Source organism: Longitalea luteola, from assembly GCF_017356035.1.
Lineage (GTDB): Bacteria > Bacteroidota > Bacteroidia > Chitinophagales > Chitinophagaceae > Niastella > Niastella luteola.
In genome coordinates, this window is record NZ_JAFIQX010000003.1 from 324,241 (window position 1) to 341,713 (window position 17,473).

Here is a 17,473-nt window from a genome sequence, read left to right on the forward strand (position 1 = left end):
TGCGCTACAGTTGCCTGGCATAGTTTTTATTTTGGCTGCAGCCGGCAACATAGGCCTCATGAATTCGTTAAATGGAATTATATTATTCCTGTAAGTAACCGGGTAAATGTATTTTTGCCCGTAAAGGAGATACCCTATATGCGATCCCTGTTTTTGATGGATGATGAGGCTGGTTTACTGACTATAAAGGATAAAATATTATATATTCTGCTGGTCATATTCCTTCTTACATTTTATCCGGGCCATATACCGGCCGTAAACAATATTGCGCTGGCGCTCTTTTCTATATACTGCTTTTTTTTCTATAGTTCCTTCCGCGAAAAATTTTATTTATTGCGCAAGCGCAAGGAAGTGGTGGCCATGGCCCTTTTTTATTTGCTGCACATTGTGAGCGCATATTTCTCAAAAGACCAAAAGGAAGGATTTTCCTGGGTGGTGGTGCGTATGCCTTTATTCGTGTTCCCGGTTTCCCTGGGCCTGATATATATTAAGCAGGCACTGAAAGAAAGGATCATCTGGGTGTTTTCGATCATTACTACGCTTACGCTGCTGATCTGCACGATCTGGTCGGTTTACCACACCATTGCCAAACAGGACGTAACGCTATTGTATAATGATAATCTTACGATACTTACTGACAAACAATCAATATATATAGCGCTGCTGGTCAATCTGGCTGTATTTGGCTTAGGGTACCTGCTGGCTATCAGATCGAGGGTGATATCGAATAAGTGGCTGGTATATGGGAGTCTCTTTATTTTACTGGTAGCTAATTTTTTACTCGCCAGCCGGATCGCTATTATTACCTTATACGGCAGTATCCTTTGTGCGGCGGTATGGTATGCTATTCAGAGAAAGAAGTTCAGGCTGCTGGGCCTTGTTGTGGCAGGTATGGTGGCAACTGCGGTGATACTGGTTAGTTTATTCCCGAAAACGCTGAACCGTTTTCGCGAACTGAAGTATACCGATTATGAGTATACCCATAAGGGCGTGGAAAGTCATTTCGATATGGTTATTACTGCTGACCAGTGGAATGGCGCCAACATCAGGCTGGCGGTATGGAGCTGCGGATGGGAACTGGTAAAACAGCATCCCTGGCTGGGTGTACAGCTGGGTGACAAGTTACACCGGCTGGTAGATGTATATGCGGCCAAACAATTTGATTTTGCTTACGACAGCCGCCGTAACATGCACAATAATTACCTGGATATACTGGTGACTTTTGGAATAACCGGTTTCCTTCTGTTCTTCTGGGGATTTTTATTTGAGCCTTTGCGCCAGAGCATTCGTACCAAAGACTTTTTCGGCATACTGGTCATTGCTGCTTTTATGCTGTCGTTTATTCCCGAGAATTATTTCGATCGCAGTATGGGCAATATGATGTTTGCCTTTTTTATTGCATTTATTGTGAGCTACCGGGAGCCGGTAGCTAAAAAAAATTAATGATTGTCCTCAATATACATTTGAATAGCCTTATCGGTATCGCCGAAGTAAACCAGGCTGCCGTTTTTCATAAATGCGCTACGGTTGCAGTACTTTTTTATAACATCCATGCCATGGCTAACCAGGATAACTGTTTTACCTTCTATCCAGCTTGATTCAAATACTTTAATGGCTTTTTCCTGAAATTTCATATCGCCCACGGCAAAGATCTCATCGAGGAACATAATATCAGCACCTCCATTAACGGCTATGGAAAAGCCAAGCCTGGCTACCATGCCGGAAGAAAAATATTTGATCTTGGTATCAACAAATTCCCGGATTTCAGCAAAGTCTACTATTTGATCAAAGATCTTGTCTATCTCTTTTATTTTCAATCCCAATACAGATGCAGATACGTAAATATTTTCGCGCGCTGTAAGCTGATGACTCATGCCTACACCCAGGTTCATTAATAACGTATTTCCATAAATATTAATGGTACCGGTGTCTGTTGGGTAAACGCCTGCCAATAATCTTATCAGTGTGGATTTGCCACAGCCGTTCCTTCCCAGCAGCCCGATGCATTCGCCTTTGTACACGTCAAAGTCCATAGTTTTTATGGCCTGCACCTTTTTTGCGCGGGGCGGATTAAACAGGTTGAATAACCGGTGTTTAACGGTATTATGGCTGTCTTCTGATATATGAAACGTTTTGCTGATCCCTTTTGCCTGTATTGCCAGAGCCTTTGTCATGTTTATAATTTTTCGGCAGCTTTAGAACCAAGTTTATTTAGCAGGAAAGTACCAAACATCAATAATGCAATGGCATACGCGAAATCAAATACAAACAATTTGAAATCGGGATAAGTTCCTTCCATGGTTGCTTTCCGGGCATTGATAATGATACCCGCTAACGGGTTAATGTAATCAAATGATGGTAAAGCTGCTTTAAAAGTGTCAAGTTTATAAAATATTGGAGATAGGAAAAACAAGAATGATGTAAATACCGTCCAGATCTGTGTGATATCTTTTGCGATCACGTATATATTTGATAATATGAGCGAAGTCGCAAGTGATAAAATATAAAGATTTATAAAAAGCGGAAGGATCCATAACGTATGAATGGTACTGTATGTAGTATCCTTCTCGAGCAAATTATAAAACAGGAGAAACATTATGAAGTTGAAAAAGAAACCGATGGTATTGCTTAGCAGCGTGGAAACATAAATTTCCAGCTTGTTCATGTTACTGTATTCGTATAAATATTTTTTTGTATTGAGGATTTGTACAGTTCCCGTAGTTGATTCAACAAAAAAGTTCCATAGGATCAACCCGATAAATAGATAAGAAGCAAAAGCAGGAACGTTTTGCTTCATGATGGTTTGAAATACTACATAATAAATAGCAATGTCCATTATAGGCTTTATCAGAGCCCAAAATAATCCGAGTTTATTTTCATAGTATCTTAACTTGAATTCAATTTTCGCCAGCAACCACAATCGCTCAGACTTGTTCGATCGCCTGAACCAATCCGTTAATATTCCTATGATCATTAATTTTTGTTTTTTTAATGCTTAATGCCGGTTGTTTTAACCCTGGCGTTCAATAGCTTAATTTGTGGGGGCAAAGGTAATATAATCAGAGCTATGTTTTTCAGCCATGTATGCATAGATCATGGAATCTGCATGCCGGGTACATCAAAATAAATTTATGAGTTTTTAGAATTTTTGAATCCTTTAAACGTTTGCGCAGGTCATTATATTTTCCTGGTTTATAATTAATTTATAAAATATACCGTATTGACTTTCAATTGTTTTTAAATTTTATTAAATTGATAAACTTTTGCAATAGGGTGGTTTCAGCCCCGGGCGACAGGTTCCTGACCGGCTGAACTTAATGCCATTTTGAGGTCGTGCAGGCGCTTATCTACCAGGCATGTATCTACAAGTTCATTCCAAAAAGGTGCTGCCATTATCATAAAACAAAAATGATCAACTCCCAACTGTGTATTCATCCTGGTCTTTTACAATAATTGCAAGCAATAAGGTAGCTATCGTGCTTTTAATTTTTTCGAGGTTTCAAATACACAATGGCCAGTAATGCTTTTTTTATAAAAGGATATTTTGCCGCCAGGCGTTTTGCATGGCGATATAGAAATCTTAAGTGTTTTGATTTGGTAAAGCTAACCTGTTCAATGGTTGGATTATCGTAGGTATAACCAGGACCGTTGGCATTGAGTAAATGCGAGACTGGGGCTGCAAATTTAGCATAATAATCTGCATGCTTCGAAGCAATATACTTATACGAATACAACCACTTTTCTTTACGAATAGCCCGGATCATTGAATTCGTTCGTACCCGATAATAAAAATGCACTTCCGGAATAATGATACCGTTATAGCCTCCCTTTACCATGTTTACTACACTTTCGTAATCCTCCAGCCCATAATCAACGGTTTTATCATTCAACCCGCTTTTTAAAAAAGCCGAACGCTCGTACACCAGGGCGCTGCTGTTAACAGGATTGTGCACCAGCAGGTAAGGCGGTTGAGGTGTAAACGTGGGCCATTTTACTGAGCTGTTTTCGAAGTACTGTGTCCAGCAGCCAACGAAAAAAACGTTGTCATAGATTTCCAGTAGCTGAATGGCTTTGGAATAGTACGAGGCAGAAACCATATCGTCGGCATCCAGAAAAGCCAGGAACCTGCCTGATGCCGCCCTTGCGCCAATATTCCTGGTATCTGCCAGCCCTTTGTTAGGCTGATGAATGACCTGTATGCCTTTTTTGTTACTTAAATCCTGCAGCTTTTTGATGCTTGTGGCATCTGTACTGCCATCATTCACTATTATTACTTCCAGATGCGGATAATCTGATGCCATCACCGATTTTATGCAGTCATCAATGTATTGTCCCATATTAAAATAAGGGATAACAACAGATAGCAGTTTGCCGGCCGGTGGGCTCTTTTTCTCGAACTTTTCCTGGTATACAAATGGGTAATACCGTTCTTTAGCGGCCGCCTGCGTCTTTAGATGTTCAAGTAGCTGAAGTTTTTCAGCAAGCACCACATCCGGATGATAGCGGTTCAGTGATTCATATCCTTTACGCGAAACCTGCTGTAACTGATCATCCGGTTTTGATAATATGTCAAGCAGTTTTTGAGAGAAACTGTTTTCCTGTTCATGATCAAATAAAAAGCCCGTTTCATTATCAGCAATGATTTCGCGCTGACCTCCCTGTACGGAAGTTAAAACAGGTTTCATTCTGGCCATTGATTCCAGTACAACATAGGGAAGGTTGTCTACTATGCTGGGTACCACTATTACATGCGCATCCCGTATGGCGTCAGTGATCTTATCGGGGCTGATTTTACCTTCGATCTTCAAAAGTCCTTTTTTGATATACCGTTGATAACGTTCTTCCACAATTCGTTGCATCGTCTTGTATTCCGGATGGTATACAATATCGGTTCCACCTATAATATGGAGAGGATGGCTGAATCCATCAGTCCAAAGTTTATCAAAGTACTCAAGTAATTTAAAGCTTCCTTTTTGCGCCGATAGTTTTCCGTAAAAAACAATTTTGTTTTTTTGAAAGGCCGGGGGGCCGTCTATAGGATCGGGCACAAAAGGATTAGGAATAACATAGACTTTTTTAGTGGAAATGTCAAGGTACCTTTGTATTTCTTCAATTAAAAAATGTGTGGGTGAAATCAGAATGTCAGCGGCAATAATAGACGCTTTTTCCATTTCACAGGTCCAGAATTCGGGAAAGCGATAGGTTGGTACCCGGTTGTATTCAAGATAAACAAAAGCAGGCGAATGAAGCGTAACAATAAGTGGCGTGTCGGTTAGTGGTAGCAAACCGGTAAGTTTGAACTGTTGCAGGTAGTAGGCGATGCCTAAATAGTCCTGGGCTTCAATAAAATCAGGGACTCCGTTGTCAGCAATAAATCGTTTTGCAATTGCTGCAAACGAATAGCTCAAATTGGCCGTATAACCCAGTATCTGGCTATGTTTGCAATAATCCGGATTAAAATTTACAATAGTCAGATTGTTATTTTCAACTTGTATGGCGTAGGAGCGAACGGCGGTATCTGGTACAAAAACTGTTACCCTGATCCCTTTTTGGGCCATTGCATCAGCAGTAATCTTACAATATGTACTAATGCCGCCTCCGTGAAAAGGAGGATATTCTGTAGTGAGAAGCCAGTAGTTCAACTCGTATGCTTTTTACATTGTATTTGCGGGCTAAATTATTTAATTTTCACCCGATTTCGGATGCCGGGTTACGTTTATTTTTATTTTCGGAAAATAAAAGAAAGAAGAGGATCCTGATACAACAAGTGTTGGGGTAACAAACAATCAGAATGAGTATATTAAAGAACTCCACCCTTGTAATTGCCGGGGTTATCGTTTCCAATATGCTGGCTTATGCGTTTCATTTTGTTGCCGGAAGAATGCTGGGACCGCAGGATTACGGCGTTTTCGGTGCATTAATGTCATTATTTCTACTGGTAGCATTACCTGCCGGAGCCTTAAGCTTTGCCATTACTAAATACACTGCCAGGTTTAATTATGAGAAAGAGCTTGGAATGATAGGTGTACTGAGAAAGAAAATTCAGAATGACATTCTCGTCTTTTCCGGTATTACGCTGCTATTTATCTTAGTGTTTGCAAAATTTATTGCCAACTTTCTTAAAATATCTTCTGTTATTCCTGTTATTATAATAGGCGTTACGCTGGCCTTTTCTTTGCTTTTACCGGTTAACCGGGGAATTCTGCAAGGCATGCAGAAATTTTTTCATTATAGCATGAATACAATTATTGAAGCATTTGCCAGGCTAGTTCTTTTAGTCTCATTGTTATTTTTAGGGTATGGTGTTAATGGAGCCATTTTGGCGTACGGCTTTGCTTATTTGATTGCCTTCCTGTGGATCTTTCCATATATCAAAGAGACTAAGGAAACAATAGCTGTAACAAAGAAAATTGACATCAAGCCAATTTACAGGTTTATTTTCCAGGTTTTGACAGTAAATACGATATTACAATCTATACTTAATATCCCCTCGTTATTAATAAAGCATTTCTACTCCAGCGAATTAACAGGAAACTGGATAGCTGCCCTTAATTTAGCAAGACTATCCTTATTTCTTGTAACTGCTATTTCCCTTGTGATGTTCCCTGAAATTTCAAAAGAAAAGGATGTGGCTGTCAAAAAGAAAATTTTTTACAAATCCACTATTTTGGTATTGATTGTTACTTCGCTTATGGCAATGGTGTTTTTCTTTATCCCTCAATTCCTGATCGGGGGACTTTATGGTAACTCATTTTTGGGAGCAGCTTCCATCCTTAAGTTCATGGGTTTTGCCATGATATTTTTTGGATTGCTGCAACTTAGAATGGATTATTTTTTAGCTGGTTTAAAATGATTTTTGTGAAAGCGCCGGATTGGCTCATTTTAATATGGAATAACTCAAATTAATTACCTTATTGTGCAGGGAATGAAGGAAAATCAGAAATTGATTTTTCTGATATTGCTTCGCTACCGCAATTTCTTCTCTGAACTGTTCTTTATATCGACTTCCTCCCTTTGAATTCTTATGAATTCTGAAAGCAGACAATTTATCGGTTACAATGATTGGTTTTTGAATTTTAATGGCTCTCAACCAAAATTCATAATCCATTGTGTAATGTAAATCTTCCTTGAAATTTTGAAGCTGCTCTATTAATTGCCTTCTAAAAAAGGTGCTCGGCTGATTAATTGGGTTTAAGACGGTAAGCAGATTAAATGAAAGAAACTTTCTGTAAAATGATTTATATTTTATTACGAGGGATTGAATTCTTTTGCCTTGCTCATTAACGATTATGTAGTCACCGGTGAGCCAGATTTTTTCTTTTTTCGCTTGAAATTGAGCCGCAACTGTTTTCAACGTTCCCTCCAGGTAATAATCGTCTGAATTTAAGAAAGTGATAATATCTCCTTTAGCCAGGGCAAGTCCTTTATTAATGGCATGCGTTTGTCCTCTGTCTTTTTCGGATAACCAGAAAATTTTATCTCCGTATGTTTTTAAAACCTCGATTGTTGAATCGGTTGATCCTCCATCTATGACCAGAACTTCCACATTTTTATAAGACTGGTTTAAGATACTATCTATAGTTTCGGCAATAAAGCTACCCTGGTTATACGAAGGAACGATTATTGAAAATTTCAAATCCATTTTTTTGTTTTTAAACTGAGTTTATTTCGGAGCATATTTTTAACTGTCTTGCTGTATTTGCGATCTCCTTAAGTTACCTAACTGTTCTGCAATTAATCCTAATAAGAAAAAGATCAATCCTGTAATGAACCCCAGCAAGGCGCCTGTACTTACTACATAACCTTTTGAAATAAAGATCCACACTTCCCAGGCTAATGAAATAAGAATAAAGAATATGGAGAGAGGTAAGAAAATTCGCAACGGATTGAACAGGGTAACAATATTAACGATCTCCATGACCGTTTCAAAAGCTGTTTTCATTCCGATGGTACTTTCCCCTCCAATTCTTTGTTTAATGTTAATTGGCATTTCCAGAACAAGGTTCCGCTGATAAATAAATGTGAGGGTTATAGTGTCGCTAAAGGCCATACCGTCCGGACAAATTGTTATATATCTTTTAGCGAATTCTGCGTCATACATTTTCATTCCCGAATTGATATCATACACAGTTAAAGGCATCAGCATTTTTGCTACACTACGAATGATCGACTTGCCAAATTCCCTATACTTCTTAAGATTTGCGTTTCCTTTCCTGCTGCCTACAATCATGTCTGCATTTGTTTCGATCATTTTCTGAAACATTAAATCCACGTCGCGCAAGTCATGCTGACCGTCTGCATCTATCGTAACGCAATACTTTGTCGTAACATTTCTGATGCCCGTTTTTAATGCGCCTCCATAACCTCTGTTTAGTTTGTGGTGTACAACTTTTAATACCTTATTTTCTGAATATTTATTCAAAATATTCTTTGTATTATCTTTCGAGCCATCATTTACAATAATGATCTTCCAATTTTTCTCTTCGCAATAAGCAATCAGGCCACCTATAAAATTTGGTAAAGATTCCTCCTCATTATAAGCTGGTATTACAAGTGTTAATAAAGAATTACCTGGTTCCATGTTATGTTTTCTAATTTTTAATATTAATAATACCCTTATTTCCCTTCATAGCTCATATTTCCCGCACCAAAAGCAACAAACAAAGCAAAAAGCTATATAAAATTTTTTACCTCCTTATCGAATCGGATCAATTCAATCTCAGGCTGATCCCTGTAGAGAGCACCGGTATCTTTTCGTTACCGCTTTTCCAATTTCAATATGTCATCCTGGTTTGGATACATTATTCTCTTTTATACCACTCAGGGATTATAAGCCTTTACGTTTAAAAATGTAGAAGCCATTGGATTCATCTACCTTTTCCAGGCACCTGGTTTGATCTTCAGGTGGCTGATAGCTGAATAGTAGATATTTTATTCCCATTTGTAGTAATCGTGGAGAACAGGGGTCTATCCTGATCGTGTAAAGATCTGCCTGCTTAAGATTAAATTCAATCGAGTCTTTAGCATTAACATATGGGGAAACCACAACATGCGCATATCGGTTATAAACGTCCTGGTTCTTGCCCGAGGGGTCTAGTATGCGCAGTTTTTTAAGTGGCGGCGCGAAGTTAACGCCATTAAAACAATTTATTCCGGCAGCTTTTAAAAAATCCGGGGCAGTCATATGTTCAAATGCAATCCAGCCAGCTTCGGGGTCTTTTTCTTCTATTGCCGTTAATTTTTTATATAATGGATTTTCAAAAAAGGGCGACAGGCCTTTGCTTAAAGGATTAATAAATAAATTCGATGCAACAAAAAAGAAGCAGCTGACATAAAATAAGTATTGAAATGATTTGCTTTCGCCAAAATATACTATTAACCAATTCAGCGCGGCAAACAGGATAGAAGCATTAATAACCTGGGTTCTGGTAAAAAAGTGATCGGCCTGCTTGTTTATTAAATAATTTATCAGGAATACAATTGCTAAAATAATTGAAAAACTAACAACCATACCGGGCCTAAAATGCGTTGCCTCTGATGTTTTGCGGAACTGGCTTAAATATAAAAGGGTAAAAACAATATTTGCAAACCCGAATACAAAGAGAGTTCTCACTACCGGGCTGGTACTAAACATCGTAAGCCGGGATAAAAATGGAGGAAAACCGTGTAAAAGCCAGATATAAATAATTGCCTGGAAAATTAACAGCGGTATAAAAAGAAGGTTAATCTTTTTGGTTTTAAAATACGAATAGATAATAAGAATAGTGGCAATCGGAGACAGCATAAGGAAAGAAGAAAGCTCACAAATGTTTAGCCATTGTGGAGGAAAAGTATTTTGATTTAAAAACCAGGAAAAATTATCTCTAAACATTGCCGGAAAGAAAAAATTACCCCCGCTTTCATCTCTTTTACCAGGATAAACTGTATCTGCAACTACCTGAATGGTTTCTTTACATTCGTTATACCAAAAAAGAAGCAGGGATAGTAAAAAAACTATACTTACAGCTAATACCGAAAATTTAACCCATTTATTATTCAACAGTACCCTAAACTCTTTTTTGCTTATTACATATCCCGCCAGTAATGCCAATAAAAAATAGGAGAGGGGTACCTGGTAAGCAGGGTACAGGACCATTACATAAGAATAGGACGCCAGCAAAAATAGCAAACCATTTAATATAATTACCCATGTTTTACCTGAGTATAATATATATATTAATGAAATAATGCTAACAAGCCCCCATGTAAATATTTCGGTATTAATAGACCACCATTGGATGGCGGAAGATAAAAAGAGCCAAATGCTTCCAAACAAACTGACAAGAAAGTTATTATTTGTAAAAAGCAACAGGAATAAAAAAGATGAAATCAAAAAAGGGAAGATTTTGAAATTCCAGTGCCAGGAAAACCCCCTTTCTATATCAAGAAAGTAATATCCCCATAAGTTAGGTTTAATTATGCTTAGAAGATGATTTGCAGGTAATCCCATTATCAATGAAATTTTTCCAAAGCCAAGAGCTTCGTTTGTAACGGGAAGATCATTTTTTTCCTGCGATACAATGAAAGGAGAGTTAACCAGCCATTCATCGGATCTGATTGGTAAAGGGTCCCCTGCTACTACTCCTCTTCTTTCGTCGGCCCCGTCATTCATGTTTCCATTCCATAAAGGAACAGAGGAGTTATGCAATTTAAAGGCAACGAACAGTATGAAAAGAAATGAACAAATGCCCAGGTATGTTTTTACTTTCCTGTCAAACCGTATTAATTCAAGTTGATAACTGGTATCCAACGAAATTTTGTTCATTGTTATATTTAAGTCTTATTATAAATAGAGGGATAAAAATCTACCTACTCCTTGTTTCTTTTTACATTGTCACTAAACAGCGATTTGAAAGTCCTTTTTCCTGTTAACACTTTTACAATATGTCCTAACCGCTTGAACCAAAGAGGAAGTATTTCATATTCCTGGTGATACCATTGTCTTATTTCGTAATATTCTTTTTCTCCAACCTCCTTACCCAAAGCTATAAATGACAGATACAAGCTGGCTCTCTTTTGCCATAATTTGGTCTGATGCAAAAGCCAATGCTCATTATTCTTTACCGCAGCCGTTTGGAACAAGGTCTTAATATATTGATTCTCGTTTGACAGCGCTTTTACTGAAGCTATTGTGCCTGTTAGCGGAGCTGAGTTGTTTACTGCTAATATAACCTGACCGATCTCTTGAACACGAAATTGAGCCAGTTTATAGGCGTCGAATGTTGATAATTGCCCGATGTCTAAAAAAAGGGTATCATTTTTTACCTGCGTTTTATCAGGTTCAAACACCGTAAAGTCAATATCCTGTTCACCCTGAAGTATAAAATAATCTTTTATTATATGCAAGTTTAATATGTGTTCACCGGGCGTATATGAAAATACCGGAATTTTGTTGTTTCCCCGGCGAAAGCAGGCCGATAGCGTAAACAAGGTATATAACCGGGCAAGCAATATATTAATATCGCTGTTATTAAGTATCTCACCCGATAAACTATATATATAATTATAATTGAATTGCCTGATACAATTGAGAATAGCGGGCATATCAATCTCAATAGCGTCTAACAGAATATTAATTCCTGTTTCTTTTTCTGTTTGGATCCCGGTTTCCTTTATTATCACGGAATATGGAACCAGGATATATGTTACAGGTTCGTTCATTATTCCAGTGTTTTAATTTTTAATCCCTGGCTTGTCACGATCCAGCTTAGCATTCTTTCCCAGGAGTGTGTGTAGGTGCCACTAAAATTATCTATTACGTTCCCCCCTTCCAGGGTCTGCCGGATTTTCAATGGGTCAAATTTCCTGAAAAAAGCCATTAAAGCAGATGCTTTTGCCCAGAACATAGTGCCAGCCACATACTCATAATCTGTACAGTTAATATTGTAATCTTTAATTAATTGAGATAGTATTTGACCATTATTGGCCGTAAACATGCCTTCCTGTCTTAACTCTTTTCGAACATAGTTTTTCATAGCAATTATGCCATACCCGGTGTTGTTTTTCGAAATGATAGCTTCAATATTGGTAAGCTGCTCATTGTCTACAATCTTGAACAGATCATTTTTCCAGGTTTTTGCATTTAAAGCCTGCAGACTCTTTTTGTCATGTAAGAAAACGATCCAGTCGGGCTCAACTCCGGCTTGCATGCATGCGCCCAGCAACAATAATTTACCACCTATGTCTTTCCCTTTATTACTGCTGATAGTAACAATGGCATTCGGAAAAAGACTCAATAACGCATCTTTGGTTTCAAGTTGATTAGGCATTTCAGCGCTTAGATTAAAAAAGTAGTTAGTATCAAAGCGATGTAATCCTTTCAACTCATGTTCAATATGGTTGATTGAATCTTCATAAAAAATGTGATATAAGACTGCTATCTTTTTGGTCATTCTATTTCTAAAGTAATGGACTTTTAAAGGGAACTACTTTATATGTTCTGCCATTCATATCTGATCCTCGGAGGACTGGCAAGTTGCGTTACATGAGTTTCAATGGCCAAATTATGGTTAAAGAAAGGATCATTCATTGCGTGTTTCCATTTGGTTAACATAAAGCTGTGTTCTTTCTTAAAACGCGCAATGTTTTTTTCGTTCAGGTCATTACCACGAGACAGGGATTCATAATGATATAATTGTGCAAAGGGAGTCCAAAGATTGGTATATCCGAGATCACGCACCTTTAAACAAAAATCAACATCATTGTATGCTACTTTTAAATTCTTTTCGTCAAATCCGCCTGCTTGTAAATATATCTGTTTTCTTACGGCAAGGCAGGCACCTGTAACAGCACTATAATTCTGAACGAGGTTTAGTTTATTGAAATAGCCGGGGTCATTTTTTTCACGTTTTAAATAAATATGGTTACCCGGGTGCCCTTCATACAGAAAAACGCCGGCATGTTGAATCAATCCGTTTGGATAGTACAGTTTGGCGCCTACAGCACCAATTCCCTTACGCAAACAGTGGCTGACCATCTCATATAACCAGTCCTGATTGATCACTTCTGTATCATTGTTTAGTAATACTATTATTTCACCCTGCGATTGATCTACTCCGTAATTAACAATAGCTGAAAAGTTGAACTCTGATTGATATGAAAGGATCTTTACCTGCTTAAATTTTGATTGAATGGATTGATAATAAGCAAACGTTTCGGCGTTTACACTGTTATTGTCAACAATCAAAATTTCATAATTATCATAATTCGTTTTGTGGAGAACGCTTTCAACACAGGTGGATAAAACTTCGATCTTATCTTTTGTGGGAATGACAATAGAAACCAAAGGGTGGGGATCAGGCACCGGCCATTTTACCCTGTACGAATTGTGAACATTTTGTTCTACCGTCACCTGTTGATTGGTTCTTTTAAAGTGATCCCTGAGTGCCTTTATTCCCGCATCAATTGCGTAGTTTTTGCTAGACATGGAATGCGATGTGGAACCTTTTATCGCTCTCCAGTGATAAAGAATATACGGTATATGATGAATCTGACCGGGTTTTATTTGTTCTATACAGCGCAGTGCCAAATCATGATCCTGACTACCTTCATATCCCTGTCTGAAACCGCCCACCTTTTTCACCAGCGAATGTTTATAAACGCCAAGGTGGTTGATCATGTTCTGCCCATAAAATAAATCTGCATTCCAGTCGGTCTTGAAATAGGGGTCGAATCTGACCTCGTCTTCGGCTATCTTATCCTCATCGCTGTAAAACAGTTGTGCGTCTGGGTTTTCATTAATGGCTTTGGCTACCATGTATAAACTGTGGGGCCGTAATTCGTCATCCTGGTCAAGCAGCGCTATATAATCACCAGAAGCCAGTTCCAGGGCGCTATTGGATGCCAGGCTAATATGTCCGTTTGTTTCCCTGAAAACAACCTTAATGCGGCTGTCCAGTTTTTGATATTCCTTTAATATATTTATTACCGCCTTATTGGTTGATCTATCATCGGCGATACATAATTCCCAGTTTTTGTAAGCCTGGCTTCTAACAGATTCAATAGCCTTTTTCAGGTATTTTACAGGTGCATTATAAACTGGCATTATAACTGAGAAAAGCGGTTGGTAGGTAAGCTTTTGTGAAAGTGAGCGAATAATCTCAAGGTCACGTTCTGTTATTGTATCGTATAACTCGTACCATTTTTTATATGACGTTTTTTCACTGGTTGTGCCTTTATTATATATAAAATCGCTGACGTTTTGTTTTAGCGTAAATTTCCCTGTTTTTAGGAATGCGCTTATGGATCTCATCCAAAATGAGATAAGCTTTTCATCAGGGTAGTACTTTTTTCTGTAAGCTTCAATGGCGATAAAAAATGCGTTAAGTTTATTTACCGGCTGTAGGGTGAACCGGTCTATTTGAAAAGTGCATTCTGTTATTGAAGGATCAAATCGCAGACTATATATTTTACCGGGCAGGTATACAAGGCTTTCAATTTTCCCATTGGAAATGACAGGCAGGTTCCAAATATCAGACTCATTAAAGCCCCGGCCTCTATCGAAGTATAATTTAGACCCGAAAAGTTGTCCTTTGATCTCATGAATGTTTGCTGATAACCAATACCAACCCCTGTTAAGTTTCCGGTCTTTGAGATCTATGATAAAGTATGGATCAGCGCCTTCGCATGTATACTGTTTTCTTAAAGCGTCGTAAGTTAAGCCATTAACATGTTGCAGGAAATAGCTGTGTTTGGCAAGTGGGGTACCGAAAGGATCAATATAAGTTGTCGCAGGCATTGCATCACTTAAAAAATTTTTTTTTTGCTTCAACTTTTCTTTCAGAACACCCAAAATGCTTCTGTCTTCATAAGTTCTTTTGTACCAGGCAATGATCTGCTGCTGGTGTTGGATCTGGTTGTTTAGTTCTTCGATCTTGTTCTTTATGACCGACAATTCTACAGTATAGCTGCTGCATGAATTATCGGCTGCATTTAACTTTTCAGAAAGCTCAACAAGCTCCTTTCTGTATTTTTCATCTATATTATTAAAATCAACCTGTATGTGTTTGAAATTTTCTTCTAAATTCGCATGGCTTTCTTTTAAGGCATTATATTCAGTTTCCAGCGAACTAAAATTCTTTTGCAAAGTCGCGTGTTGTTCTCTTTCCTTTTTTAATGTTAACGAAGTATAAAATTCATTTTTGATAAAGGTTCCGCGATCGAAAAAAAAATTTCTAAGGAAAAGATAATGGGCGTCGCTCGTGTTATGATCGAACAATATAGATAGTTCTCGGGCTTGAGGTTTTCCTATACAGATAATACCCAGTCCATAGCCAAAGTCAAATTGAAAATGAGGATACCGCAGTTTCAACTCGTCCCAAAACCTGAAAACGCCAAAACCCCTTTCCCTTACATTGATATCGTGGAACAATACGATGGCATTTTCAGACAGTTTAGGCAACCAGGTTTCAAAGTCACGTTTTACGGCTTCATAAGTATGGAAACCATCAATGTGCAGCAGGTCGATGGAGCCATCTATGAAATAATCTTTTGCTCCATCGAACGTTGATCTAATAAGTGTTGAAAATCTGGAATATTTTGTGTTGTTGTAGGCAGCAACTTTATTATAAACTTCATCTGAATAAAAACCAGCATGTTCATCTCCTGTCCACATATCCACACCATAGCAGGTGCTATTGATGTTCAATCTTTTTATGGCCTGACAAAAAGCAAAGTAAGATGTGCCGGTATGCACACCCAGTTCTACAACCATTTTGGGTTTTAGTACGTCAATGATCCAGAAAGCAAAGGGAATGTGTTCAATCCATGCGGAAACGTCGACATAATCCGGAGTCCAGAAATAAGATGGCCGGTCAATAAGGGTTTTTTCAAAATCAATCATATAAGGTTGGCAAACAGTGCGAATTACTTATTAAAGAAATATTTGAATCTGTCTTTTAAAAGGCCGAGTAAACTCCTCTTTTCGTATGTCCGTTTATACCAATCCACATCATTCTGCAAACGGCTTATATCGCCCAATAATTTATTGATCAGTTGCCTGTTACCCTCTGCCGTTGATTGAAATTCCCGGGTATTGGCTTCATAGTTACTAATGGCAATGTCTTTTTGCTGGATAAGCTTTTTCAGTTCTTCAATTTCCGCCGCCTGCTCTTTAATGGTTTCTTTTTTTTCGGCCAGCTCAATTTCAATGAAGCTCCTGATATGATCAAGGTTCTGCCTGATCATGTCGTGGCTCATGACCCCGTTTAATTGTTTCTCCATGGTTGACTGTTTAATTGGCGTTTACCAGGGCCGGCTTTAAATATTTATCATCTGCAATATGATTGCCAGCATATAGATGCCTGTACCGGGTAAAGGTATGATTTACATTAAACGATTCTTTTCCATGCATGGCAGAATATTCTCCCATCACACTGAGCATACTGGTATTGTTAAAATATTGCAATAGTTTGACTATTGCTTCGGAGTGATGTTTAAACAGATCGCCGTTCAAACATGCTTTTACCAGGTCGCGATTGCCAACACTGTCTGTAAGCAGAACCGGTTTTTTCAACGCGAGGGCTTCGAGCACTGCATAGGGAAGGCCTTCAAAATTGGCGGTTGAAAGATATACATTGGCAGCGGTAATGATCCGGGCTACTTCTTCGCCCGGCATCCAGCCGGTAATGGTAATATTAGAGGCTGTTAAAAGTTCCCTTTCAGGGCCGTCTCCAATCCATATAAATTCAAATTGTTGAAACTCTTCAAAATACCGGGCTATGTTATTAAAAAGGGCAGGATTCTTTTGATTAATAATGCGGCCGCTCGTTACAATGCGGAATTTGTTGCCGGAAGGATTAAACTCATAACCAGTGCTGCGGTGATCGAAAGTAATTCCATTATTGATAGTTATCGCTGAGATGCCAACCTTTTCATACTCAGCCTGTTCTGAAGGAGAACAGCATACCACCTGGCCGCCAAAACCACTTCCCAGGCGTTCAAGCACCCGGTAAATGTAGTTGGATATTTTACTGGTTCCTACCAGGAACGGCGCTCCATTAGGTGTGTAAATTACATTATTGATCCCCAGCAATTTACATACGGCTCTGCCGATAAAACCACTTTTGGATGAGTGCAGGTGAACCGCATCTATCTGGTGTTGCTTTTTGAGGCGTTTTAAAATGCGGTATAATTCAAGAAATGCGGCAAAATCTTTAGATATCTTGATGCTCCGTTGTGCTGAATGCCAGCGGACAAACCGGGCATTGGTTCGGGCAAATTGTTTTCTAATATCAGTAAATCTTGTAACATGGGCCCTTTCGCCATGTACAATAATATGCTCGTCATCAGGCATATTCTCAACCAAGGATTTAACAAAGACTACGATCCCCCCAGCAAAAGCCTCCGCCACATGTACTATTTTCATAATAAATGGATTTAATGGTAATCTGCAAACACGTTTGTCTATCAGGAACTTAAACTAAATAAGCTCCCT

The 17,473-nt window shown here is 38.4% G+C and carries 13 protein-coding genes; 2 read left to right on the forward strand and 11 right to left on the reverse strand.

What is annotated here, in order from left to right; genetic code table 11:
* The first annotated feature begins 138 nt into the window (after positions 1–138).
* Positions 139–1,443, forward strand: coding sequence for an O-antigen ligase family protein (locus JUB15_RS09860; protein WP_207512306.1), 1,305 nt, complete (start codon positions 139–141; stop codon positions 1,441–1,443).
* Here the strand turns inward: JUB15_RS09860 and JUB15_RS09865 are convergent.
* The 3 genes from JUB15_RS09865 to JUB15_RS09875 all read right to left on the reverse strand — a co-directional run bounded on the left by JUB15_RS09865 (position 1,440) and on the right by JUB15_RS09875 (position 5,642).
* Positions 1,440–2,174: an ABC transporter ATP-binding protein gene (locus tag JUB15_RS09865; protein ID WP_207512307.1), complete on the reverse strand. Its 735-nt coding sequence runs from the start codon at positions 2,172–2,174 to the stop codon at positions 1,440–1,442. The two genes, JUB15_RS09860 and JUB15_RS09865, sit on opposite strands and share 4 nt — an antisense overlap.
* 2 nt (positions 2,175–2,176) lie before the next feature.
* Entirely contained in the window at positions 2,177–2,974 is a 798-nt protein-coding gene (locus tag JUB15_RS09870; protein WP_207512308.1) for an ABC transporter permease, read from the reverse strand.
* Between the two features lie 508 nt (positions 2,975–3,482).
* The gene (locus JUB15_RS09875; protein WP_207512309.1) at positions 3,483–5,642 is read right to left on the reverse strand and encodes a glycosyltransferase; all 2,160 of its coding nucleotides are present in this window, start codon (positions 5,640–5,642) and stop codon (positions 3,483–3,485) included.
* A 149-nt stretch (positions 5,643–5,791) separates the two neighbouring features.
* On the opposite strand from JUB15_RS09875, the gene JUB15_RS09880 reads away from it, so the two are divergent.
* Positions 5,792–6,853: an oligosaccharide flippase family protein gene (locus JUB15_RS09880; protein ID WP_207512310.1), complete on the forward strand. Its 1,062-nt coding sequence runs from the start codon at positions 5,792–5,794 to the stop codon at positions 6,851–6,853.
* Positions 6,854–6,877: 24 nt separating this feature from the next.
* Here the strand turns inward: JUB15_RS09880 and JUB15_RS09885 are convergent, their stop codons facing one another.
* The 8 genes from JUB15_RS09885 to JUB15_RS09920 form a co-directional block, all read right to left on the reverse strand.
* Entirely contained in the window at positions 6,878–7,642 is a 765-nt protein-coding gene (locus JUB15_RS09885) for a glycosyltransferase family 2 protein (protein ID WP_207512311.1), read from the reverse strand.
* A gap of 39 nt (positions 7,643–7,681) precedes the next feature.
* Positions 7,682–8,581, reverse strand: a complete 900-nt coding sequence (locus JUB15_RS09890; RefSeq protein WP_207512312.1) for a glycosyltransferase family 2 protein — start codon at positions 8,579–8,581, stop codon at positions 7,682–7,684.
* A 246-nt stretch (positions 8,582–8,827) separates the two neighbouring features.
* Positions 8,828–10,804 carry a DUF7657 domain-containing protein gene (locus JUB15_RS09895; RefSeq protein WP_207512313.1) on the reverse strand — a complete coding sequence of 659 codons (1,977 nt, stop codon included), beginning with the start codon at positions 10,802–10,804 and terminating at the stop codon, positions 8,828–8,830.
* A 44-nt stretch (positions 10,805–10,848) separates the two neighbouring features.
* A complete protein-coding gene (locus JUB15_RS09900; protein ID WP_207512314.1) occupies positions 10,849–11,700 on the reverse strand; it encodes a hypothetical protein in 852 nt (283 codons plus the stop codon).
* The gene (locus JUB15_RS09905) at positions 11,700–12,431 is read right to left on the reverse strand and encodes a rhamnan synthesis F family protein (protein WP_207512315.1); all 732 of its coding nucleotides are present in this window, start codon (positions 12,429–12,431) and stop codon (positions 11,700–11,702) included. The genes JUB15_RS09900 and JUB15_RS09905 overlap by 1 nt, the downstream gene beginning before the upstream one ends.
* Before the next feature lie 38 nt (positions 12,432–12,469).
* The gene (locus JUB15_RS09910; RefSeq protein WP_207512316.1) at positions 12,470–15,880 is read right to left on the reverse strand and encodes a glycosyltransferase family 2 protein; all 3,411 of its coding nucleotides are present in this window, start codon (positions 15,878–15,880) and stop codon (positions 12,470–12,472) included.
* 23 nt (positions 15,881–15,903) lie between these two features.
* Positions 15,904–16,260, reverse strand: coding sequence for a hypothetical protein (locus tag JUB15_RS09915; protein ID WP_207512317.1), 357 nt, complete (start codon positions 16,258–16,260; stop codon positions 15,904–15,906).
* A 10-nt stretch (positions 16,261–16,270) separates the two neighbouring features.
* A complete protein-coding gene (locus JUB15_RS09920; RefSeq protein WP_207512318.1) occupies positions 16,271–17,404 on the reverse strand; it encodes a glycosyltransferase in 1,134 nt (377 codons plus the stop codon).
* Positions 17,405–17,473 lie beyond the last annotated feature (69 nt).

Excerpts from the sequence above, each read along its gene's own strand:
- JUB15_RS09880 (WP_207512310.1), top strand. The coding sequence starts at position 5,792 with ATGAGTATATTAAAGAACTCCACCCTTGTAATTGCCGGGGTTATCGTT.
- JUB15_RS09915 (WP_207512317.1), bottom strand. The coding sequence starts at position 16,260 with ATGGAGAAACAATTAAACGGGGTCATGAGCCACGACATGATCAGGCAG.
- JUB15_RS09900 (WP_207512314.1), bottom strand. The coding sequence starts at position 11,700 with ATGAACGAACCTGTAACATATATCCTGGTTCCATATTCCGTGATAATA.
- JUB15_RS09890 (WP_207512312.1), bottom strand. The coding sequence starts at position 8,581 with ATGGAACCAGGTAATTCTTTATTAACACTTGTAATACCAGCTTATAAT.
- JUB15_RS09870 (WP_207512308.1), bottom strand. The coding sequence starts at position 2,974 with ATGATCATAGGAATATTAACGGATTGGTTCAGGCGATCGAACAAGTCT.
- JUB15_RS09920 (WP_207512318.1), bottom strand. The coding sequence starts at position 17,404 with ATGAAAATAGTACATGTGGCGGAGGCTTTTGCTGGGGGGATCGTAGTC.
- JUB15_RS09910 (WP_207512316.1), bottom strand. The coding sequence starts at position 15,880 with ATGATTGATTTTGAAAAAACCCTTATTGACCGGCCATCTTATTTCTGG.
- JUB15_RS09895 (WP_207512313.1), bottom strand. The coding sequence starts at position 10,804 with ATGAACAAAATTTCGTTGGATACCAGTTATCAACTTGAATTAATACGG.
- JUB15_RS09860 (WP_207512306.1), top strand. The coding sequence starts at position 139 with ATGCGATCCCTGTTTTTGATGGATGATGAGGCTGGTTTACTGACTATA.
- JUB15_RS09905 (WP_207512315.1), bottom strand. The coding sequence starts at position 12,431 with ATGACCAAAAAGATAGCAGTCTTATATCACATTTTTTATGAAGATTCA.
- JUB15_RS09885 (WP_207512311.1), bottom strand. The coding sequence starts at position 7,642 with ATGGATTTGAAATTTTCAATAATCGTTCCTTCGTATAACCAGGGTAGC.
- JUB15_RS09865 (WP_207512307.1), bottom strand. The coding sequence starts at position 2,174 with ATGACAAAGGCTCTGGCAATACAGGCAAAAGGGATCAGCAAAACGTTT.